Genomic DNA, 14,143 nt, shown 5'->3' with positions numbered 1-14,143 from the left:
TGGTGGCTGGTCAGCTGCGGCAGGCGCCGCAAGTGCCGGGCTCCGGGCCTCGGAACGCGCGGTCGCAGTGCTCGCAGTTGTGGAGTGGGTGTCTGATCACCGGGGGCGTTTCCGGGGCGCGGAACGGTGGCAGGGGTGGCAGCTGTGCGGCGAGGCGGTGTGCGAGGAGCGCGGCTGGGCGGTGCAGGGGCTCTGGTGGGAGGTCGGAGGTCAGGGCGAGGTGGACGGCGCTCGGGGGCACGTGGCGTTCGAGCCAGGCGACGACCCCTGGTGCGAGGTGTTCGGCGTCCGAAGCGGAGAGCAGGAGGCGTGGATCCTGGCGGCGGAGGCCGGCGAGGACGTCGATGGCGGTCCGGAGGAGGTCGGAAGCCGGGTACGCGGGCTGCGGCACGGCGGGGAGGGCGCGGCGCGGGGCCTTGTCCTCCCGGCGGCCGGGTCCCTTCGGCTTCACCGGCTCCGGCTCCGTCTCGGTGTCGCCGCCGGTCCGGCCCGGCTGGTTGCAGGAGACCGTACGGGTGACGATGCGGCCGCTGCTGGTGCGTTCGCACGTACGGCGCAGATAGCCGTGGGCTTCGAGCTCGCGCAGGGCGGCGGCGATCCGGGCCTTGCCTTCCGGGAAACGGGCGGAGAGGGACCGGATGTCGATGGCGGCGCCGCTGGGCAGGGACTGGATGTGGACGCCCAGGCCGATGGCGAGCAACGACAACTCGGCGTGCTGGGCGAGGTGGTTGCCGACCACCGTGAAGCGGGTGGTGTGACGGACGTTGTCGTGGATGACACCGCCGCAGGTTCGCCGCTGGGGGTGGTTCTTCCCGCCGTTACGGGACTGGGCGTGCGGGCGCACGCTAGTGTGCTGGGTATCCATCAGGAAGGTAGTGCTTCCTCGCTGGTAGGCCCTCGCATCGGGATTCGCGGTCCCGGCGAGGGCCGACGCATTTCTGCGGTCGGATGATCTGTCGCGCTGAGCGTAGATCAGGCAACCCGCCTCGAAGCCAGCCAAGTTGGTGTTTTTCACTCGCGTGAGTGATCGTCCCGCGGTGGGCGGGAGGGGTGGGGCTTGGTGACGGTTCTTTCTCTCTCGTCGTTGCTTGGAAAGGCCGTCCGACCCACCGGAGCCCGCGCGCCCGGGCTCCGGTGCGTGAGTCGTTTCCGCTGGTCACGGGTCTCGTAGATCGAGTTCGGCCCATACGGTCTTACGGGGTACGGGCCCGAGGTCGACGCCCCAGCGATCGGCGAGGGCATCGATCAGGAGCAGCCCGCGCCCGGACTCGCCGTCCGGTGACTGGAGTTGCGGGAGGTCGTCTCCCCGGGTGTCCGTGACCTCGATACGGAGGGTGTCCTCTTGGGCGATGAGCGCGAGGCGGAAACTCCGGCCGGCGACGCGGCCGTGGGTGGCGGCGTTCGTCGCGAGCTCCGCGACGAGATGTTCGGCGGTCTCGACGACGCGAGATGACAGCTCCCCCTTGGTCCGCAGCCACTCGACGGCGAGCAGGCGGGCGAGCCGCGCACCGCGTGGTGTGGGGGAGAGCAGGACCCCGAAGTGACGTGATTGGGCGAGGAGTCGGGCGGTCTGATTCTGGTTCACGTCACCGAGCGTGGCGGTCCACGCCGACCGTGAACAGTGATGATGTCGATGCGTAGGGTGACTGTCCGGAGCTTGTCCACTGCTGTCCGGGCTGTCGGGGGGCCTCCGGCGGGTAGAGCCGTTGCGGCACGCAGGACGAGGTGAAGGGTGCGGCATGTCGGTGGATGACGGGGTAGGGCGGCTCAAGGGCGAGGCGGACGAGCCGGGTTGGGACGTGGACCCGGACGACGACTGGGGCGTGGCCGTCGTCGCCACCGTGGGGCGGCAGTTGAGGCTGTGGCGGGAGGCGGCGGGGATGCGGGCCGCCGACTTCGGAGTCGCGGTGGGCTACGGCGAGGACATGATCTACAAGCTGGAGGGCGGGAAGCGGATCCCCCGCCCCGAGTTCCTCGACAAGGCGGACGAGGTGCTGGGGGCGGACGGCATGATCGCGGCGATGAAGGACGACGCGCGGAAGGTCCGGTACCCGAAGAAGGTCCGCGACCTGGCGAAGCTGGAGGCGGGCGCGGTCGAGCTCCAGCTCTACGACCCGCTCAACATCCACGGCCTGTTGCAGACGCCCGAGTACGCGCGCGGACTGCTGTTGATGCGGCGGCCGGCGTACACGCAGGACGAGGTGGAGCGGATGGTGGCCGGTCGCATGGCACGCAAGACCGTGTTCGAACGTGACCCGGCACCCGAACTCGGCTTCGTCCTGGAGGAGTGGACACTCCGACGCCCCTTGGGTGGCCGCGCGTTGCTCCGAGCACAGCTCGAACACCTCCTGGAGGTAGCGCAGTTGCGGAGCGTCGAGCTTCAGGTGATGCCGATGGACCGCGAGGAGCACGCCGGGCTGGCAGGCGGCATCGAGGTACTGAAGTTCGGGGACGGATCGGCGGTCGGCCGCTCCCCGGCTGTGGCCAATGGCCGACCGGTGACCGAGTGGAAGCAGCTCCGTATCCTTGAGCTGCGGTACGGCATCATCCGGGCCCAGGCTCTCACGCCCCGTGAGTCGACCGCCCTCATCGAGCAACTGCTGGGAGAGACATGATCCGCAACACCTCGGCCGGGGACGCGTCCGAACTGGCGTGGTTGAAGAGCAGTTACAGCAGCAGCAGCGAAGGCGACTCCTGCGTCGAGGTCGCCACGACCTCGACAACCGTCCACGTCCGCGACTCCAAGCTCGTCGACAGCCCCCAACTCGCCCTCGCGTCGAGGGCGTGGGCCGGCTTCGTCTCGTACGCGTCCGGAGCCTGACGCCTGACGAGCCGACAGTGCTGGGGGGCAGGCGACTACCCGAATCGGTGCACGACGATTCACCTCTCCAGTCCTCGGTGGAGACTGCGCAATGACTCGGCCGTCCTCCGACCCGTGAGCAACTTGGTGTTGCCGGTGCGGGCACGGATCCGGGACGGAGATTGCTTTCTGAACCTTGGCTCGCCTTCCTTGTTCGGCCGGGCACCCGGACAAGGAACCGTTCGACAACTGGGCGGGCTGACCCGTCCTGGATGAGCTCCCTGTCGTCGGCGTGTGATGCCCCGCCTGCCTGTCGCGCTAGAATTCGGAGCTGTCCTCAAATTCCCGGAAGAAATTCGAGAGGCTGGAGACGGAATCTTTGTCGCAGGACAGGACAATGGAAAGCTTGCTGAGCGTCACGCCCTCGGGTCGCTTCACGTAGGACCATCCCCGGGCTGACCGCCACAGGGACATGAGAAACTCCTTGCGAGCAGTGTCGTCTTCGGAAAGTGCGTGCTCGGCGGATTCGATAATCAGTACGTACCGATCCGACGAGAGCCATCCCAGGTCGCGAAGACAGTCGTGGAAAGCATTCCAGTTCCAGCCGAAATACTTCGGGAACTTCAATTCCTCCTGGAATTTTTCGAATGTCGACACTTCGTCTGGCATCTCTCGTCCGCACAGGCGCGCCACGTAAACGCTGCCCGATGTGGGCAGGAGTTCATCGAGAGGCACGCCGGCGCCCGGCGTGACAATGTGCAGCCAAGGGGCGATGTGAATCGCAGACAACTCTTCCTTCATTGTGCCGCCCATCTGGGACTTTCTCCGACAATGTATGTCTGATAGTGGGTCGGAGTGTAGTACGAGGACCCGTCGCTGCCGAACACCCAGCGTTCGCCACCTGGTACCGGGTTGTCCGGTGACGGGTAGGTGCCATATTCGTTATAGGTGATAGATTTTCCTGATGGTTCGTGTGTGGGGAGTTGATATGCGTTGTGTCTTCCGTCGTTTGCGAAAGGCTCTGTCCACCACTTCGGACCATGAAACCCCGGCCCGCCCCACCATCCGAAGTTGTACTTCTTCACGTCCTGGAGGACTTCCATCGCTTCCTTGGGGATGGAATTGGGAACCCATCCGTGAATCTTGCTTACGTCTCCGAGGGTAGATCCCGGAGTGAAGTCCGGGCAGGGCGACAGCCCCAGCGGGTCGCTCCACGTGTGCGGGTTGTGGACGTACGTCGCCGGGTTGTCCGCCGGGGCGAGGCCCAACGGGTCCTGGCTCAGGTAGCGGGCCGATTCCGGGTCGTAGTAGCGGAAGTGGTTGTAGTGGAGGCCCGATTCCGGGTCGAAGTACTGGCCCGGGAAGCGGAGGGGGGTGTAGGCCGTGGCCGTTCGGTTCCAGGTTGTGGTGCCCCAGAGGGTGGTGCGGGTGTGCCAGGCCAAGGCGCCTGATTCGGCTACGAGTTCCGTCGGGGTGCCGATCAGGTCCGTCACGATGGCGAAGAAGCGGTCCTCGTCCGTGTCCGTGCGGCGTTCTGTCTGGGCCAGGGGGCGGAGGCCCTCGTGGTCCCAGGTGAGGGTGACCTCGTTGTTCGTCGTCTGTTCGCAGAGGGTCGGGCCGTCCCAGGTGAAGTGGGTTGCCTCCCAGGGCGATTGCTTCGATATTCGGCGACCCAGTGGGTCGTACGCGTACCGCCAGAGCGTGCCGTCCGGGGTCGTCACCGACTTGAGGCGGTCTTCCGCGTCCCACTCGTAGCGCCAGGTGTCCGGCTTCCGGGAGAGGCGGGTCTTCTGGCGCAGGACCGTGCGGCCCTGGGCGTCGTGTTCGTAGCGGACCGAGCCCGCGTGGGTGAGGCGGGTGCCCGTGTACGTGCGGCTGCCCGTCGCATCGTGGGACGGGTGGGTGGACGGCCAGGAGGCTTCCGTCTGGTTGCCGGCCTCGTCGTAGGCGTACCGTTCCGACCAGTCCTTCGCGTGTACCGCCGTCACGCGGCCGGCCGCGTCGACGTCGAAGCGGCGCGTGCCCGAGAGCGCGTCCGTGACACCGATCAGGTTGCCGTCCGGGCGGTACGCGTACGACCGGTGCTGGAGGTGGGATTCCCGGGACCTTACGTCCTGGGTCGCCAGCCGGCCCATCTCGTCGAACGACGACGTCAGCGTGACGAAGTCCGCCACCGTGCGGGTCACTTCGCGGCCCGTCGCGTCCCGGCCGAACGTCAGTCGTCGGCCCGAGCTCGTCAGTTCCGTCCTGCGGCCCGCCGCGTCGTACGACCACGAGCTCGTCGAACCGCCGGGGGTCGTCCGGCCCACTCGGCGGCCCACCCCGTCGTGCGTGAACGAGAGCGTTCGGCCGTTCACGGTCTCGGAGACGAGGCGGCCGTACCTGTCCCTGAGCTGGGTCAGGGTCGCGTCGGGGCCGGTCGCCTCCGCCAGTTCGTCGAAGACGTCGTACTCGTACGTCGTGACCGCGCCCGCCGCGTCCTTGCGGACGACCTGGCCGAGGGCGTTGTGCTCGAAGCCGACGATCTGGTCGAGCGCGTTCGTACGGGAGGTCAGGCGGCCCGCCGCGTCGTAGGCGTAGCTCAGCGTCCGGGCGTCGAAGTCCGTCTCCGACAGCAGCCGGCCCGCGTCGTCGTACGTGTAGTCCCAGGTGAGGGCCTGCGGATTTGTCACCCGCGTCAGCCGCAGGTTCGAGTCGTGGGTGAACTCGTAGCGCACGCCGTCCGGGGTCGTGCGGGACGTCAGGAGGTCGAAGTCCGTGTACTCGAAGCGGGTCGTGGCGCCCATGGCGTCTGTGTGTGTGAGGCAGTTGCCCTCGCCGTCGTACGTCCACGTCTCCACCGTGCCGTCGGGTGCCGTGCGGCGGGACACCCTGCCCTCGACCGTCCACTCCAGTCGCGTCTCCGCGCCGAGCGCGTCCGTGACGCGGATCGTGCGGCCGAACGCGTCGTGGTCGTAGTGGGTCGTCGCCCCCAGCGGGTCCGTGATCTCGGTGGGCAGGCCCCTGGCGTCCAGGACCAGGTGGGTCGTGGCGCCGAGCGGGTCCGTCGTCGACGTGAGCCCTCCGGCCGAGTCGTAGGTGAACGCTGTCGTCGCGCCCGAAGGGTCTGTCACCGACGTTCGGTTGCCGCGTTCGTCGAAGGTCTGGCGGGTGACGTTGCCGTCGGTGCCGACGATGCGGGTCGGGAGGCCTAGGGCGTCGTACTCGGCCCGCGCCTGCCTGCCGTCCGGGCGCTCCAGCGCCGTCATGCGGCCGTGCTCGTCGTACGTCGAGCGGGTGACGTTGCCCAGGGGGTCCGTGTGGGACAAGAGGTTGCTGCGGTTGTCGTACGCGTGGCGGGTGATCGCGCCCAGCGCGTCGATCTCGGCGACGCGTTGCGCGCGGTCGTTGATCAGGTGGCGCTGGGTGTGGCCCTCGCCGTCGGTGAACGTGGTCATGCGGAGACCGGTCGCCGGGTCGACGTCGTCCCAGGTGAAGGTGGTTTCGAGGTGGCCGTTGGTGCCTGACTGGTAGGTGCAGCGGTCCTGGTCGTCGTAGACGTAGTCGAACCGGCTGTCGTTGGTGTCGGTCCACGAGGTGATGCGGCCGTGTTCGTCGCAGCCGAAGCGCAGGGGGCGGCCGGAGGAGTTCACGACCTCGGTCAGGTGGCCGTCGGTGTAGCCGTAGCGCAGGATCTCCTGGTCAGATCCGTCGACTGCTGCCCCCGCCAGGTGCAGGGCCGTTACGCGGCCTTCGCTCGTCGTGAGCTTCAGGTGGTAGCCGCCGTGGTGGACGATCGAGGTCGGGGCACCCGTCTCGTCGTGCTCGAAGGTGATCCAGCGGCCGTTGCGGTCGTCGATCTGGGCCAGCAGTGCCAGTTCGTCGCTGTGGTCGGTGAAGTGCCAGACCTTGCCCGTGTCGGGGTCGGTGATCGTGTAGCCGTCCTCGACCCGGTCCAGCGGCCACTGGCGGCCGTGCGTGGGCACGACCGGGACACCGGGCGCCGGGTGCGGGTACGCGAGCAGGCTGCCCTCGTCGCAGCTGAAGATCACGCCCTCGGCGTCGACCTCCAGGCGTTGGTCCACCGTGGACGACCACGTCGGGCCGAACCAGCGGCCCGAGCGGCGTGAGGAGTCGAAGGTACGGCGGAAGAGGAGAGGGAGCGAGCCCGGCAGGGTGATGTCGGTCTGGGGCAGCAGCATGCGGCCCGATGCGATGTCGACCGGGTCCCTCTCGCAGTCGGTCTTGCTGCACTCCTTGCCCTTGCCGTGCGGGTCCTTCTCCTGGTCCGCCCGGCTGGAACCCGGCTTCTCAGGGGCTTCCGGCAGGTGTTTGGTGCCGTTCAGGCCGGCGCGCAGGCCGCCCTTGATGACTCCGCCGCCCTTGGTCCCGAGGACCTCGGGCAGCAGCCGGCCGAGGAACTCGCTCGGGTCGCCCTTCGCCGCGTCCCAGGCGTTCTTCAGCGCCCTGTCCGGGTTCGCCACCGTGGACACCAGGCCGGCTAGCGTCATGTTGACGTTCTTGTAGTACTCCGCTGGGTGCGTCAGGTTGTACACGTCCAGCGGGTGGACCGAGCGGACGAAGTTGACCAGACCCGCCGTGCCCTTGACGACGCCACCGCCGAAATGGGCCAGCTCGATGCTCTGGCCCATGCCGTAGTCCATCAGCTCGAGCTTGGCCTTCTCCAGGCCCGTCGGCTCCTTCGGCGCGTGGGCCAGCGCGGCGCGCACCGCCGTCTTCGCCGTCGCAGCCGCCTCGTTCCGCGCGGTCCGGGCGGCGTTCAGGATCTCCCGCGCCCGCTGTCGCTTGGCCTTGCCCGGGTCGGAGAACGTCCCCGGGTGGGGCAGCGGACTGTCCCCCGTGCGGGCCGTGTTGTAGGCGTCGACCTTCTTGTTGTGCGTGTCGGCCGCCGTCTTGGAGTCCTTGTCGCCCTCCTTGTACAGCGCGATCGCCTCACGCGCCTTGCCCTGCGCGCTCACGACCGCCTTGGAGTACGTCTCCATGGCCTTGGCCGCGTCCTCCATCGCGTCCGCCGCGTGCAGCCAGTCGGTGGGCAGGGTCTGGAACTTCTCCCGGAAGGCGTTGGCCGCCTCGCCCTTCCAATGGGCGGCGTCCAGCTTCTTCATCCCGCCCCCGACCAGGTCGAACGCGCGCTGGAAGTCCCGCAGGTTCGTCACCGTCGCGGCGATCTTCTCCGGCTTGCCGTGGATCAGCTCGTTCGCTTCCTCGCTCTGCCCGAGCTGCTGCTCCCCGACCTGCGCACCGAGCGACGAGGCCGTCTCGTCGCCCCAGTCCTCGACCGCGTCCGCCCAGTCGTGAACACCGACCTTGTCCAGGCCGTCGCCGAGCTTGTCGGTCGCGTGGTCGATGCCCTTGCCGACGAACTCCTTGCCCGCGTCGATGCCCTTGTCGAGCCCGTCGACGAGGCCGTCGCCGATCGCCCGCCAGTCCACCATCAGCGGCTCTCCCCCCACCGCGGCTGCTCGGCCTGCTCGATGGTCGCCCGGTCGGGATCGAGCTTCTCCTTCAGCTCCTCGTCCATCGCCTCACGCAGTTGCGGATCCACGACACCCGAGCGCTCCATCGAGTCGAGCAACGAGTCCTCGACGTCGTACGCCGTGTTCTGCCAGGTCTGCTTCACCTCCTGATGAGCCTCGCTGAACGATTCCGGGCTCCAGTCCGCGTCGTCCCAGGTGTGCTGGTCGCGGATGGTGTCCCAGCGCATCTGCTTGACCTCGTCCTCCGACAGATGCGGGTTTCCGTTGAGGGAGTTCACCGCGATCTTGAACGAGTCCTTGACGTACTGCTCCTGCTCCGCGAACGAGCCCGCCGACAGGCCCACCCCCTGCGCAAAACCGTTTCCCCGCAAGGTCAGCGTCCGTACGCCCCACTCCCACCGGTCGCAGAACGTCCCGAACTCCGCCGCCAGACCCCCGTGCCCCAACTCAAGCCCCGACAACGCCAGATCCGAGAACCCACGGCCCGCCGACGCCTCGCCGATCATGCCGAGCTCCTTCAGCTCCGCATGCGCCAGGTTGATGCCTTTGACGATCTCCGCCAGCGCCGCCGCCGGAGCCGCGAGCTCAGGCTCACTCCCGCTCATCCTGCGTCCCCGTTCCCCCGTGATACCCGAGATCCACCGCCACCTCGTCCGGGACGACCCCCGCCACCGGCGGAAACACCATCCCGTCCGCACTCCCCGCGTCCAGCGCCACCCCGCCCGGACCCGGCAGCATCGGCACCATCACATCGAGGAGCCGCGCGCCGAGGATCGTCCGGTACGTCCACTCCCGCGCAGCCTCGCCCCGCGCGACCGCGAACCGCGCCAGCGCCTCCTCGTCCGAGAACGCGCAGATCCACCGCACCCCGTCGAAGTCCGCCGTCCACAGACTCCCGTGCTCGTCGAACGGCACCAGGACCGCCGTACGCCGGAATTCGCCGAGCAACCGCGCAAACACGCGACGTGCCACCGCCGCCTCATCGACCGCCTCTGCGGCCGGAATCGCGGCCGGGACTGCGGCAGGGACCGTGACCGGATGGGAAGAATCCGCCAATTCGGTCAGCCTCGACACCCGTTGAGGCCGCTGAGGCTTCGGTATTCCGTCCCCGTTCTCCGTCACCCACGCATGCTGTCACGCGATCATTTCCGCGAGCAACGAACAAAAGCGCGAGGCCCGGAACCTGTCCGGTTCCGGGCCTCTACGTACTACGGAAGGACGACGTCAGTCCTTCTTCGGCTCCTCCAGGCGCGGGAACAGCACCGCGCCCTTCGTCACCGTCGTGCCTGCCGGGAGCTGGCCCCATTCGCCGGCGGACTGGACCGGCTGGGAGGGCAGGGTGCCCAGGGAGGCCTCGGCGCCCAGGGAGTCCCAGAGCTGCTGGGAGGTCTCCGGCATGATCGCGTTCAGGAGGACCGCGACGCCGCGGAGGGACTCGGCCGCCGTGTAGAGGATCGTCGCCAGGCGGGCGCGGCCCGTCTCCGACTCGTCCTTGGCGACCTTCCACGGCTCCTGCTCCGTGATGTAGCCGTTGACCTGCTTCACGAAGTCGAAGATCGCCAGGATGCCGCCCTGGAAGTCCAGCTCCTCGCCGATCTTCAGGTCGGCAGCCGCGACGGCCTTCGCCAGGCCCTCGTGGATCGCCTTCTCCGCGTCACCGTCGGCCGTCGCGGCCGGCAGGGCGCCGTCGAAGTACTTGCCGACCATCGCCGCGACACGGGACGCGAGGTTGCCGTAGTCGTTCGCCAGCTCGCTCGTGTAGCGGGCGGTGAAGTCCTCCCACGAGAACGAGCCGTCCTGGCCGAACGCGATCGCGCGCAGGAAGTACCAGCGGTACGCGTCCACGCCGAAGTGCGAGGTCAGGTCCTGCGGCTTGATGCCCGTCAGGTTCGACTTCGACATCTTCTCGCCGCCGACCATCAGCCAGCCGTTCGCGGCCACCTTGCCCGGCACCGGCAGGCCCTGCGCCATCAGCATCGCCGGCCAGATCACCGCGTGGAAGCGCAGGATGTCCTTGCCGATGAGGTGGACGTTGGCCGGGAAGGTCTCGTCGAACTTCTCCGGGTTCTCGTTGTAGCCGACCGCCGTCGCGTAGTTCAGGAGCGCGTCGATCCACACGTAGATCACGTGCTTCTCGTCCCACGGCACCGGGACGCCCCAGTCGAAGGTCGAGCGCGAGATCGACAGGTCCTCAAGGCCCTGCTTGACGAAGTTCACGACCTCGTTGCGCGCCGACTCCGGCTGGATGAAGCCCGGGTTCGCCTCGTAGAACTCCAGCAGCTTCGGGCCGTACTGGCTCAGCTTGAAGAAGTAGTTCTCCTCCTTGAGGATCTCCACCGGCTTCTTGTGGACGGCGCACAGCTTCGTGCCGTCCTCGGCCTCGATGAGATCGCCCGGGAGCTTGTACTCCTCACAGCCCACGCAGTACGGGCCTTCGTACCCGCCCTTGTAGATCTCGTCCTTGTCGTACAGGTCCTGCACGAACTCCTGGACGCGATCCGTGTGCCGCTTCTCCGTCGTACGGATGAAGTCGTCGTTCGCGATGTTCAGGTGCTCCCAGAGGGGCTTCCACGCCTCCTCGACGAGCTTGTCGCACCAGGCCTGGGGCGTGACGTTGTTCGCCTCGGCCGTGCGCATGATCTTCTGACCGTGCTCGTCCGTGCCGGTGAGGTACCACACCTTCTCGCCGCGCTGACGGTGCCAGCGCGTGAGCACGTCGCCTGCGACGGTCGTGTAGGCGTGGCCCAGGTGAGGAGCGTCGTTGACGTAGTAGATGGGGGTCGAGACGTAGAACGCCTTCGCCCCCTGCTTCTCGGATCCAGTGGCCGCCATGGTCGAAATCCTAACGGGCGGTTCAAGATCCACTCACATCGATAACGGTCGATGACCGAGGAGTGGGACGGGGCGGGAGCGCGGAGACCTTCGCGAAACGTTGGACGGCGTAGAAAGAGCCGTGGCCGTCAGCAGCGAGGAAGAGATCATGCGCGTACTTGTCGCCGAGGACGAGGAGGTCCTCGCGGAGCTCCTCGCGACCGGTCTGCGACGGGCCGGCTTCGCCGTTGACACCGTCTACAGCGGCGACGCCGCCCTCGCCTACCTGGGCCTGCACGACTACGACGTCGTCGTCCTCGACCGCGACCTGCCCCGCGTCCACGGCGACGACGTCGCCCGCGCGCTCGTCGCCCGGTCCGCCCGGACCCGGATTCTGATGCTCACTGCTTCCGCCACGACGGAGGACCGGGTCGAAGGGCTCGACCTCGGTGCCGACGACTATCTCGGCAAGCCCTTCGAGTTCCCCGAGCTCGTCTCCCGCGTACGCGCCCTGCGGCGGCGCAGCGCCCGGCCCGTACCGCCGCGCCTCGAGCGGGCGGGCGTCGAGATGGACACCGTACGGCGGGACGTGACCCGGGACGGGCGGGCGCTCGACCTGTCCCCGAAGGAGTTCTCCGTACTCCAGATCCTCCTTGAGGCGGACGGGGCGACCGTCTCCGCCGAGGAGCTTCTGGAGCGGGCCTGGGACGCCCACACCGACCCGTTCACGGGCGCGGTACGGGTCTGCATGAGCAAGCTGCGCGCGAAGCTCGGAGAGCCGGCGCTGATCCGGACGGTGCAGGGAGTGGGGTACGCGCTGTGACGCATGTCTTGGAAGCCGGGTCCACCATCCGGACGCGGATCGCGCTCGTCTACGGGGCTGTCTTCGTGGTCCTCGGCGGCTGCCTGCTCACCGTCGTGAACCTGCTGTCCCGCGCCGGTACGGAGGGCGAGGCGGACGCGATCGCGGCGCGGGTGCGGGTGGTGGCGCCGTTCGAGACGGTCACCGCGTACCGGCTGAGCGACGACGTCAGCCGGGCCGCCGGCGAGCAGATGCTCATGTGGTCGTGCCTGGCCCTCGTCGTCATGGCCTTCTGCGCCGTCGCGGTCGGGTGGTGGACGGCGGGGCGCGTGCTGCGGCCGGTCCACGAGATGACCGCGCGTGCGCGGCGGCTCTCGGAGCGGAACCTGCACGAGAGGATCGCCGCGAGCGGGCCCGACGACGAGCTGAAGGAGCTCGGCGACACGATCGACGCGCTGCTCGGCCGGCTTGAGACCGCCTTCGACAGCCAGCGGCGGTTCATCGCGAACGCCTCGCACGAGCTGCGGACCCCGCTCGCCACGCAGCGCGCCGCGATCCAGATCGGCCTCGACGACACGAACGAGGTCAAGCAGGTGCTCCTCGACAGCAACCGGCGCAGCGAGCGCCTCATCGAGGGGCTGCTGGTGCTTGCGAGGAGCGAGCGGGGGCTCGAGGGGCGGGAGGGCGTGGAGCTGGGGGGTGTGGTCGCGGAGGAGTGTGAGACGTACGGGGTGGAGTACGGCGATATCGGTGCTGGTGGCGGTGCCGGCGCTGGTGGCGGTGGCGGTGGCGGTGGCGGTGGCGGGGGTGTCGTGCTCGGGAGTCGCGTGCTGCTCGGGCAGCTCGTACGGAACCTCGTCGCGAACGCGGTCGCCTACAACGTCCCCGGCGGATCGGTGGACGTGCGTGTGGACGGTGGCGTGCTGACCGTCTCCAACACGGGGCCGGTGGTCGCGGCAGGCGATGTGCCCGGGCTCTTCGAGCCGTTCCGGCGGGGCGAGGGGCGCGACCGGATGGGGCCGGGGGCGGGGCTCGGTCTGTCGATCGTCCGGTCGATCGCGGTGGCGCACGGGGGGACTGTGGGCGCGGTCGCGCGGGGGGCGGGGGGGGCGCGGGGGGGGGGGGGGGGGGGGGGGGGGGGGGGGCCCTGGTGGTGACGGTGACGTTGCCCGTCTCCGTCACCACCAGGCCGGTCGCCGGTGCCGGTGCCGGTGCCGGTCAGGCCTCCCAGGTGGAGAGCAGCCCGCGGTAGAAGTCGGCGTGGGCGGTCTCGGAGGGGGTCGCGCCGGCGAGGAAGTGGCCGGTACGGGGGGCGGTGAGCTTACGGACGTAGTCGAACGCCTTGTTGTCCTCCTCGCCCCACGCGACGAACTGCCAGTGGATCGGGCGCTCGGCGGCCTCGGCGAGCGCCTGGGTGGCGGCCGTCTTGGACTCGGGGGCGCCGTCCGTCTGGAAGACGACGAGGGCGGGGCGGGTGGGGTCGGCCTTCTCGTGGTGGGCGAGGACCTCTTCGACGGCGCGGTGGTAGTTCGTACGGCCGAGGCGGCCGAGGCCCGCGTTGATCTCGTCGATGCGGCCGTCGATGCCGGCGGGGCGGAGTTCGGCGGTGCCGTCGATGTCGGTGGAGAAGAAGACGGCGGTCACGGTCGCGTCCTCGGTGAGGTGCGCGGCGAGCGCCACGGTCTGCTCCGCGAGCCGCTGAACGGCCCCGTCCTTGAAGTACCCACGCATCGACCCTGACCGGTCGACCACGAGATACACGGCCGCCTGAGCCGTGACCAGCCCGCGCTCCTGGAGCACCTCTCCCGCGGCGGCGTACGCGTCCAGCAGCTGGGGCGCGTCGGCGGCGAGGGGGGAGGTGGTGGCGGGGGCCGGGGTGGGGGTGGTGGCGACCGGCTCGGCGGCCGGGGCGGCCGCCCCGGGCTCGTCGGCGGCGGGCTCCGCCGCCACGACGACCGCCTCCGGCTCCGCCGGGGCGGGCTCCGGCTCGACTGCCTCGGGCTCCGCCGGGGCAACGGCTTCCGGCTGCGCCGCGACGGGCTCGGGCTCCGTCGGAGCGGCTGCTGCCTCGGGCTGCTTGGTGGCGACCGCCTTCGGCTCCGCCTGGACTGCCTCGGGCTCTTCGGCGTCGGCGGCTTCGGGCTTTGCCGCGACGGCCTCGGGCAGCTCGGCGTCGGCGGCTTCCGCCTTCGCTGCGACGGCCTTGGGCTTCCTGGTGGTGGCCGCCTTCGGCTCCGCCTCGGTTGCCTCGGG

At 69.2% G+C, this 14,143-nt stretch carries 12 protein-coding genes; 4 read left to right on the top strand and 8 right to left on the bottom strand.

Annotation, left to right across the window (positions count from 1 at the left end; all coding sequences use genetic code 11):
- Positions 1-10: 10 nt before the first annotated feature.
- Positions 11-865, bottom strand: coding sequence for a helix-turn-helix domain-containing protein (locus ACFWRO_RS01400; RefSeq protein WP_384503199.1), 855 nt, complete (start codon positions 863-865; stop codon positions 11-13).
- 291 nt (positions 866-1,156) lie between these two features.
- Positions 1,157-1,585, bottom strand: a complete 429-nt coding sequence (locus ACFWRO_RS01395; RefSeq protein ID WP_384503197.1) for an ATP-binding protein — start codon at positions 1,583-1,585, stop codon at positions 1,157-1,159.
- 154 nt (positions 1,586-1,739) lie between these two features.
- Here ACFWRO_RS01395 and ACFWRO_RS01390 point away from each other — a divergent pair, with 154 nt between their 5' ends.
- The gene (locus ACFWRO_RS01390) at positions 1,740-2,615 is read left to right on the top strand and encodes a helix-turn-helix domain-containing protein (protein ID WP_384503195.1); all 876 of its coding nucleotides are present in this window, start codon (positions 1,740-1,742) and stop codon (positions 2,613-2,615) included.
- Positions 2,612-2,821, top strand: coding sequence for a DUF397 domain-containing protein (locus ACFWRO_RS01385; protein ID WP_384503193.1), 210 nt, complete (start codon positions 2,612-2,614; stop codon positions 2,819-2,821). Before ACFWRO_RS01390 ends, ACFWRO_RS01385 begins: the two co-directional genes overlap by 4 nt.
- A gap of 297 nt (positions 2,822-3,118) precedes the next feature.
- On the opposite strand, the gene ACFWRO_RS01380 is transcribed toward ACFWRO_RS01385, so the two are convergent.
- The 5 genes from ACFWRO_RS01380 to metG all read right to left on the bottom strand — a co-directional run bounded on the left by ACFWRO_RS01380 (position 3,119) and on the right by metG (position 11,109).
- Positions 3,119-3,613: a barstar family protein gene (locus ACFWRO_RS01380; protein ID WP_384503191.1), complete on the bottom strand. Its 495-nt coding sequence runs from the start codon at positions 3,611-3,613 to the stop codon at positions 3,119-3,121.
- On the bottom strand, positions 3,598-8,235 hold the full coding sequence (locus tag ACFWRO_RS01375; RefSeq protein ID WP_384503189.1) for a putative T7SS-secreted protein: 4,638 nt from the start codon (positions 8,233-8,235) through the stop codon (positions 3,598-3,600). Before ACFWRO_RS01375 ends, ACFWRO_RS01380 begins: the two co-directional genes overlap by 16 nt.
- A complete protein-coding gene (locus ACFWRO_RS01370; protein ID WP_384503187.1) occupies positions 8,235-8,882 on the bottom strand; it encodes a hypothetical protein in 648 nt (215 codons plus the stop codon). The genes ACFWRO_RS01375 and ACFWRO_RS01370 overlap by 1 nt, the downstream gene beginning before the upstream one ends.
- A complete protein-coding gene (locus tag ACFWRO_RS01365) occupies positions 8,869-9,399 on the bottom strand; it encodes an SseB family protein (RefSeq protein WP_384503185.1) in 531 nt (176 codons plus the stop codon). Before ACFWRO_RS01365 ends, ACFWRO_RS01370 begins: the two co-directional genes overlap by 14 nt.
- A 102-nt stretch (positions 9,400-9,501) precedes the next feature.
- Positions 9,502-11,109, bottom strand: a complete 1,608-nt coding sequence (gene metG / locus ACFWRO_RS01360; protein ID WP_384503183.1) for a methionine--tRNA ligase — start codon at positions 11,107-11,109, stop codon at positions 9,502-9,504.
- Between the two features lie 148 nt (positions 11,110-11,257).
- Between metG and ACFWRO_RS01355 the strand changes: the two genes are divergently transcribed.
- Both ACFWRO_RS01355 and ACFWRO_RS01350 read left to right on the top strand, forming a co-directional pair.
- Positions 11,258-11,911 (top strand): response regulator transcription factor, encoded by a 654-nt coding sequence (locus tag ACFWRO_RS01355; protein WP_384503181.1) that lies wholly within the window; start codon positions 11,258-11,260, stop codon positions 11,909-11,911.
- On the top strand, positions 11,908-13,047 hold the full coding sequence (locus tag ACFWRO_RS01350) for a sensor histidine kinase (RefSeq protein ID WP_384503179.1): 1,140 nt from the start codon (positions 11,908-11,910) through the stop codon (positions 13,045-13,047). The genes ACFWRO_RS01355 and ACFWRO_RS01350 overlap by 4 nt, the downstream gene beginning before the upstream one ends.
- Before the next feature lie 61 nt (positions 13,048-13,108).
- On the opposite strand, the gene ACFWRO_RS01345 is transcribed toward ACFWRO_RS01350, so the two are convergent.
- On the bottom strand, positions 13,109-14,143 hold a 1,035-nt coding region (locus ACFWRO_RS01345; RefSeq protein WP_384503177.1), incomplete at its 5' end, for a VWA domain-containing protein.

It is taken from the genome of Streptomyces sp. NPDC058579 (genome assembly GCF_042718575.1).
Classification (GTDB): Bacteria; Actinomycetota; Actinomycetes; order Streptomycetales; family Streptomycetaceae; genus Streptomyces.
Note: the sequence above shows the minus strand (reverse complement) of the source record. Positions and strands in the feature narration are given on the sequence as shown.

Excerpts from the sequence above, each read along its gene's own strand:
- metG (WP_384503183.1), bottom strand. The coding sequence starts at position 11,109 with ATGGCGGCCACTGGATCCGAGAAGCAGGGGGCGAAGGCGTTCTACGTC.
- ACFWRO_RS01380 (WP_384503191.1), bottom strand. The coding sequence starts at position 3,613 with ATGGGCGGCACAATGAAGGAAGAGTTGTCTGCGATTCACATCGCCCCT.
- ACFWRO_RS01370 (WP_384503187.1), bottom strand. The coding sequence starts at position 8,882 with ATGAGCGGGAGTGAGCCTGAGCTCGCGGCTCCGGCGGCGGCGCTGGCG.
- ACFWRO_RS01375 (WP_384503189.1), bottom strand. The coding sequence starts at position 8,235 with ATGGTGGACTGGCGGGCGATCGGCGACGGCCTCGTCGACGGGCTCGAC.
- ACFWRO_RS01390 (WP_384503195.1), top strand. The coding sequence starts at position 1,740 with ATGTCGGTGGATGACGGGGTAGGGCGGCTCAAGGGCGAGGCGGACGAG.
- ACFWRO_RS01355 (WP_384503181.1), top strand. The coding sequence starts at position 11,258 with ATGCGCGTACTTGTCGCCGAGGACGAGGAGGTCCTCGCGGAGCTCCTC.
- ACFWRO_RS01385 (WP_384503193.1), top strand. The coding sequence starts at position 2,612 with ATGATCCGCAACACCTCGGCCGGGGACGCGTCCGAACTGGCGTGGTTG.
- ACFWRO_RS01400 (WP_384503199.1), bottom strand. The coding sequence starts at position 865 with ATGGATACCCAGCACACTAGCGTGCGCCCGCACGCCCAGTCCCGTAAC.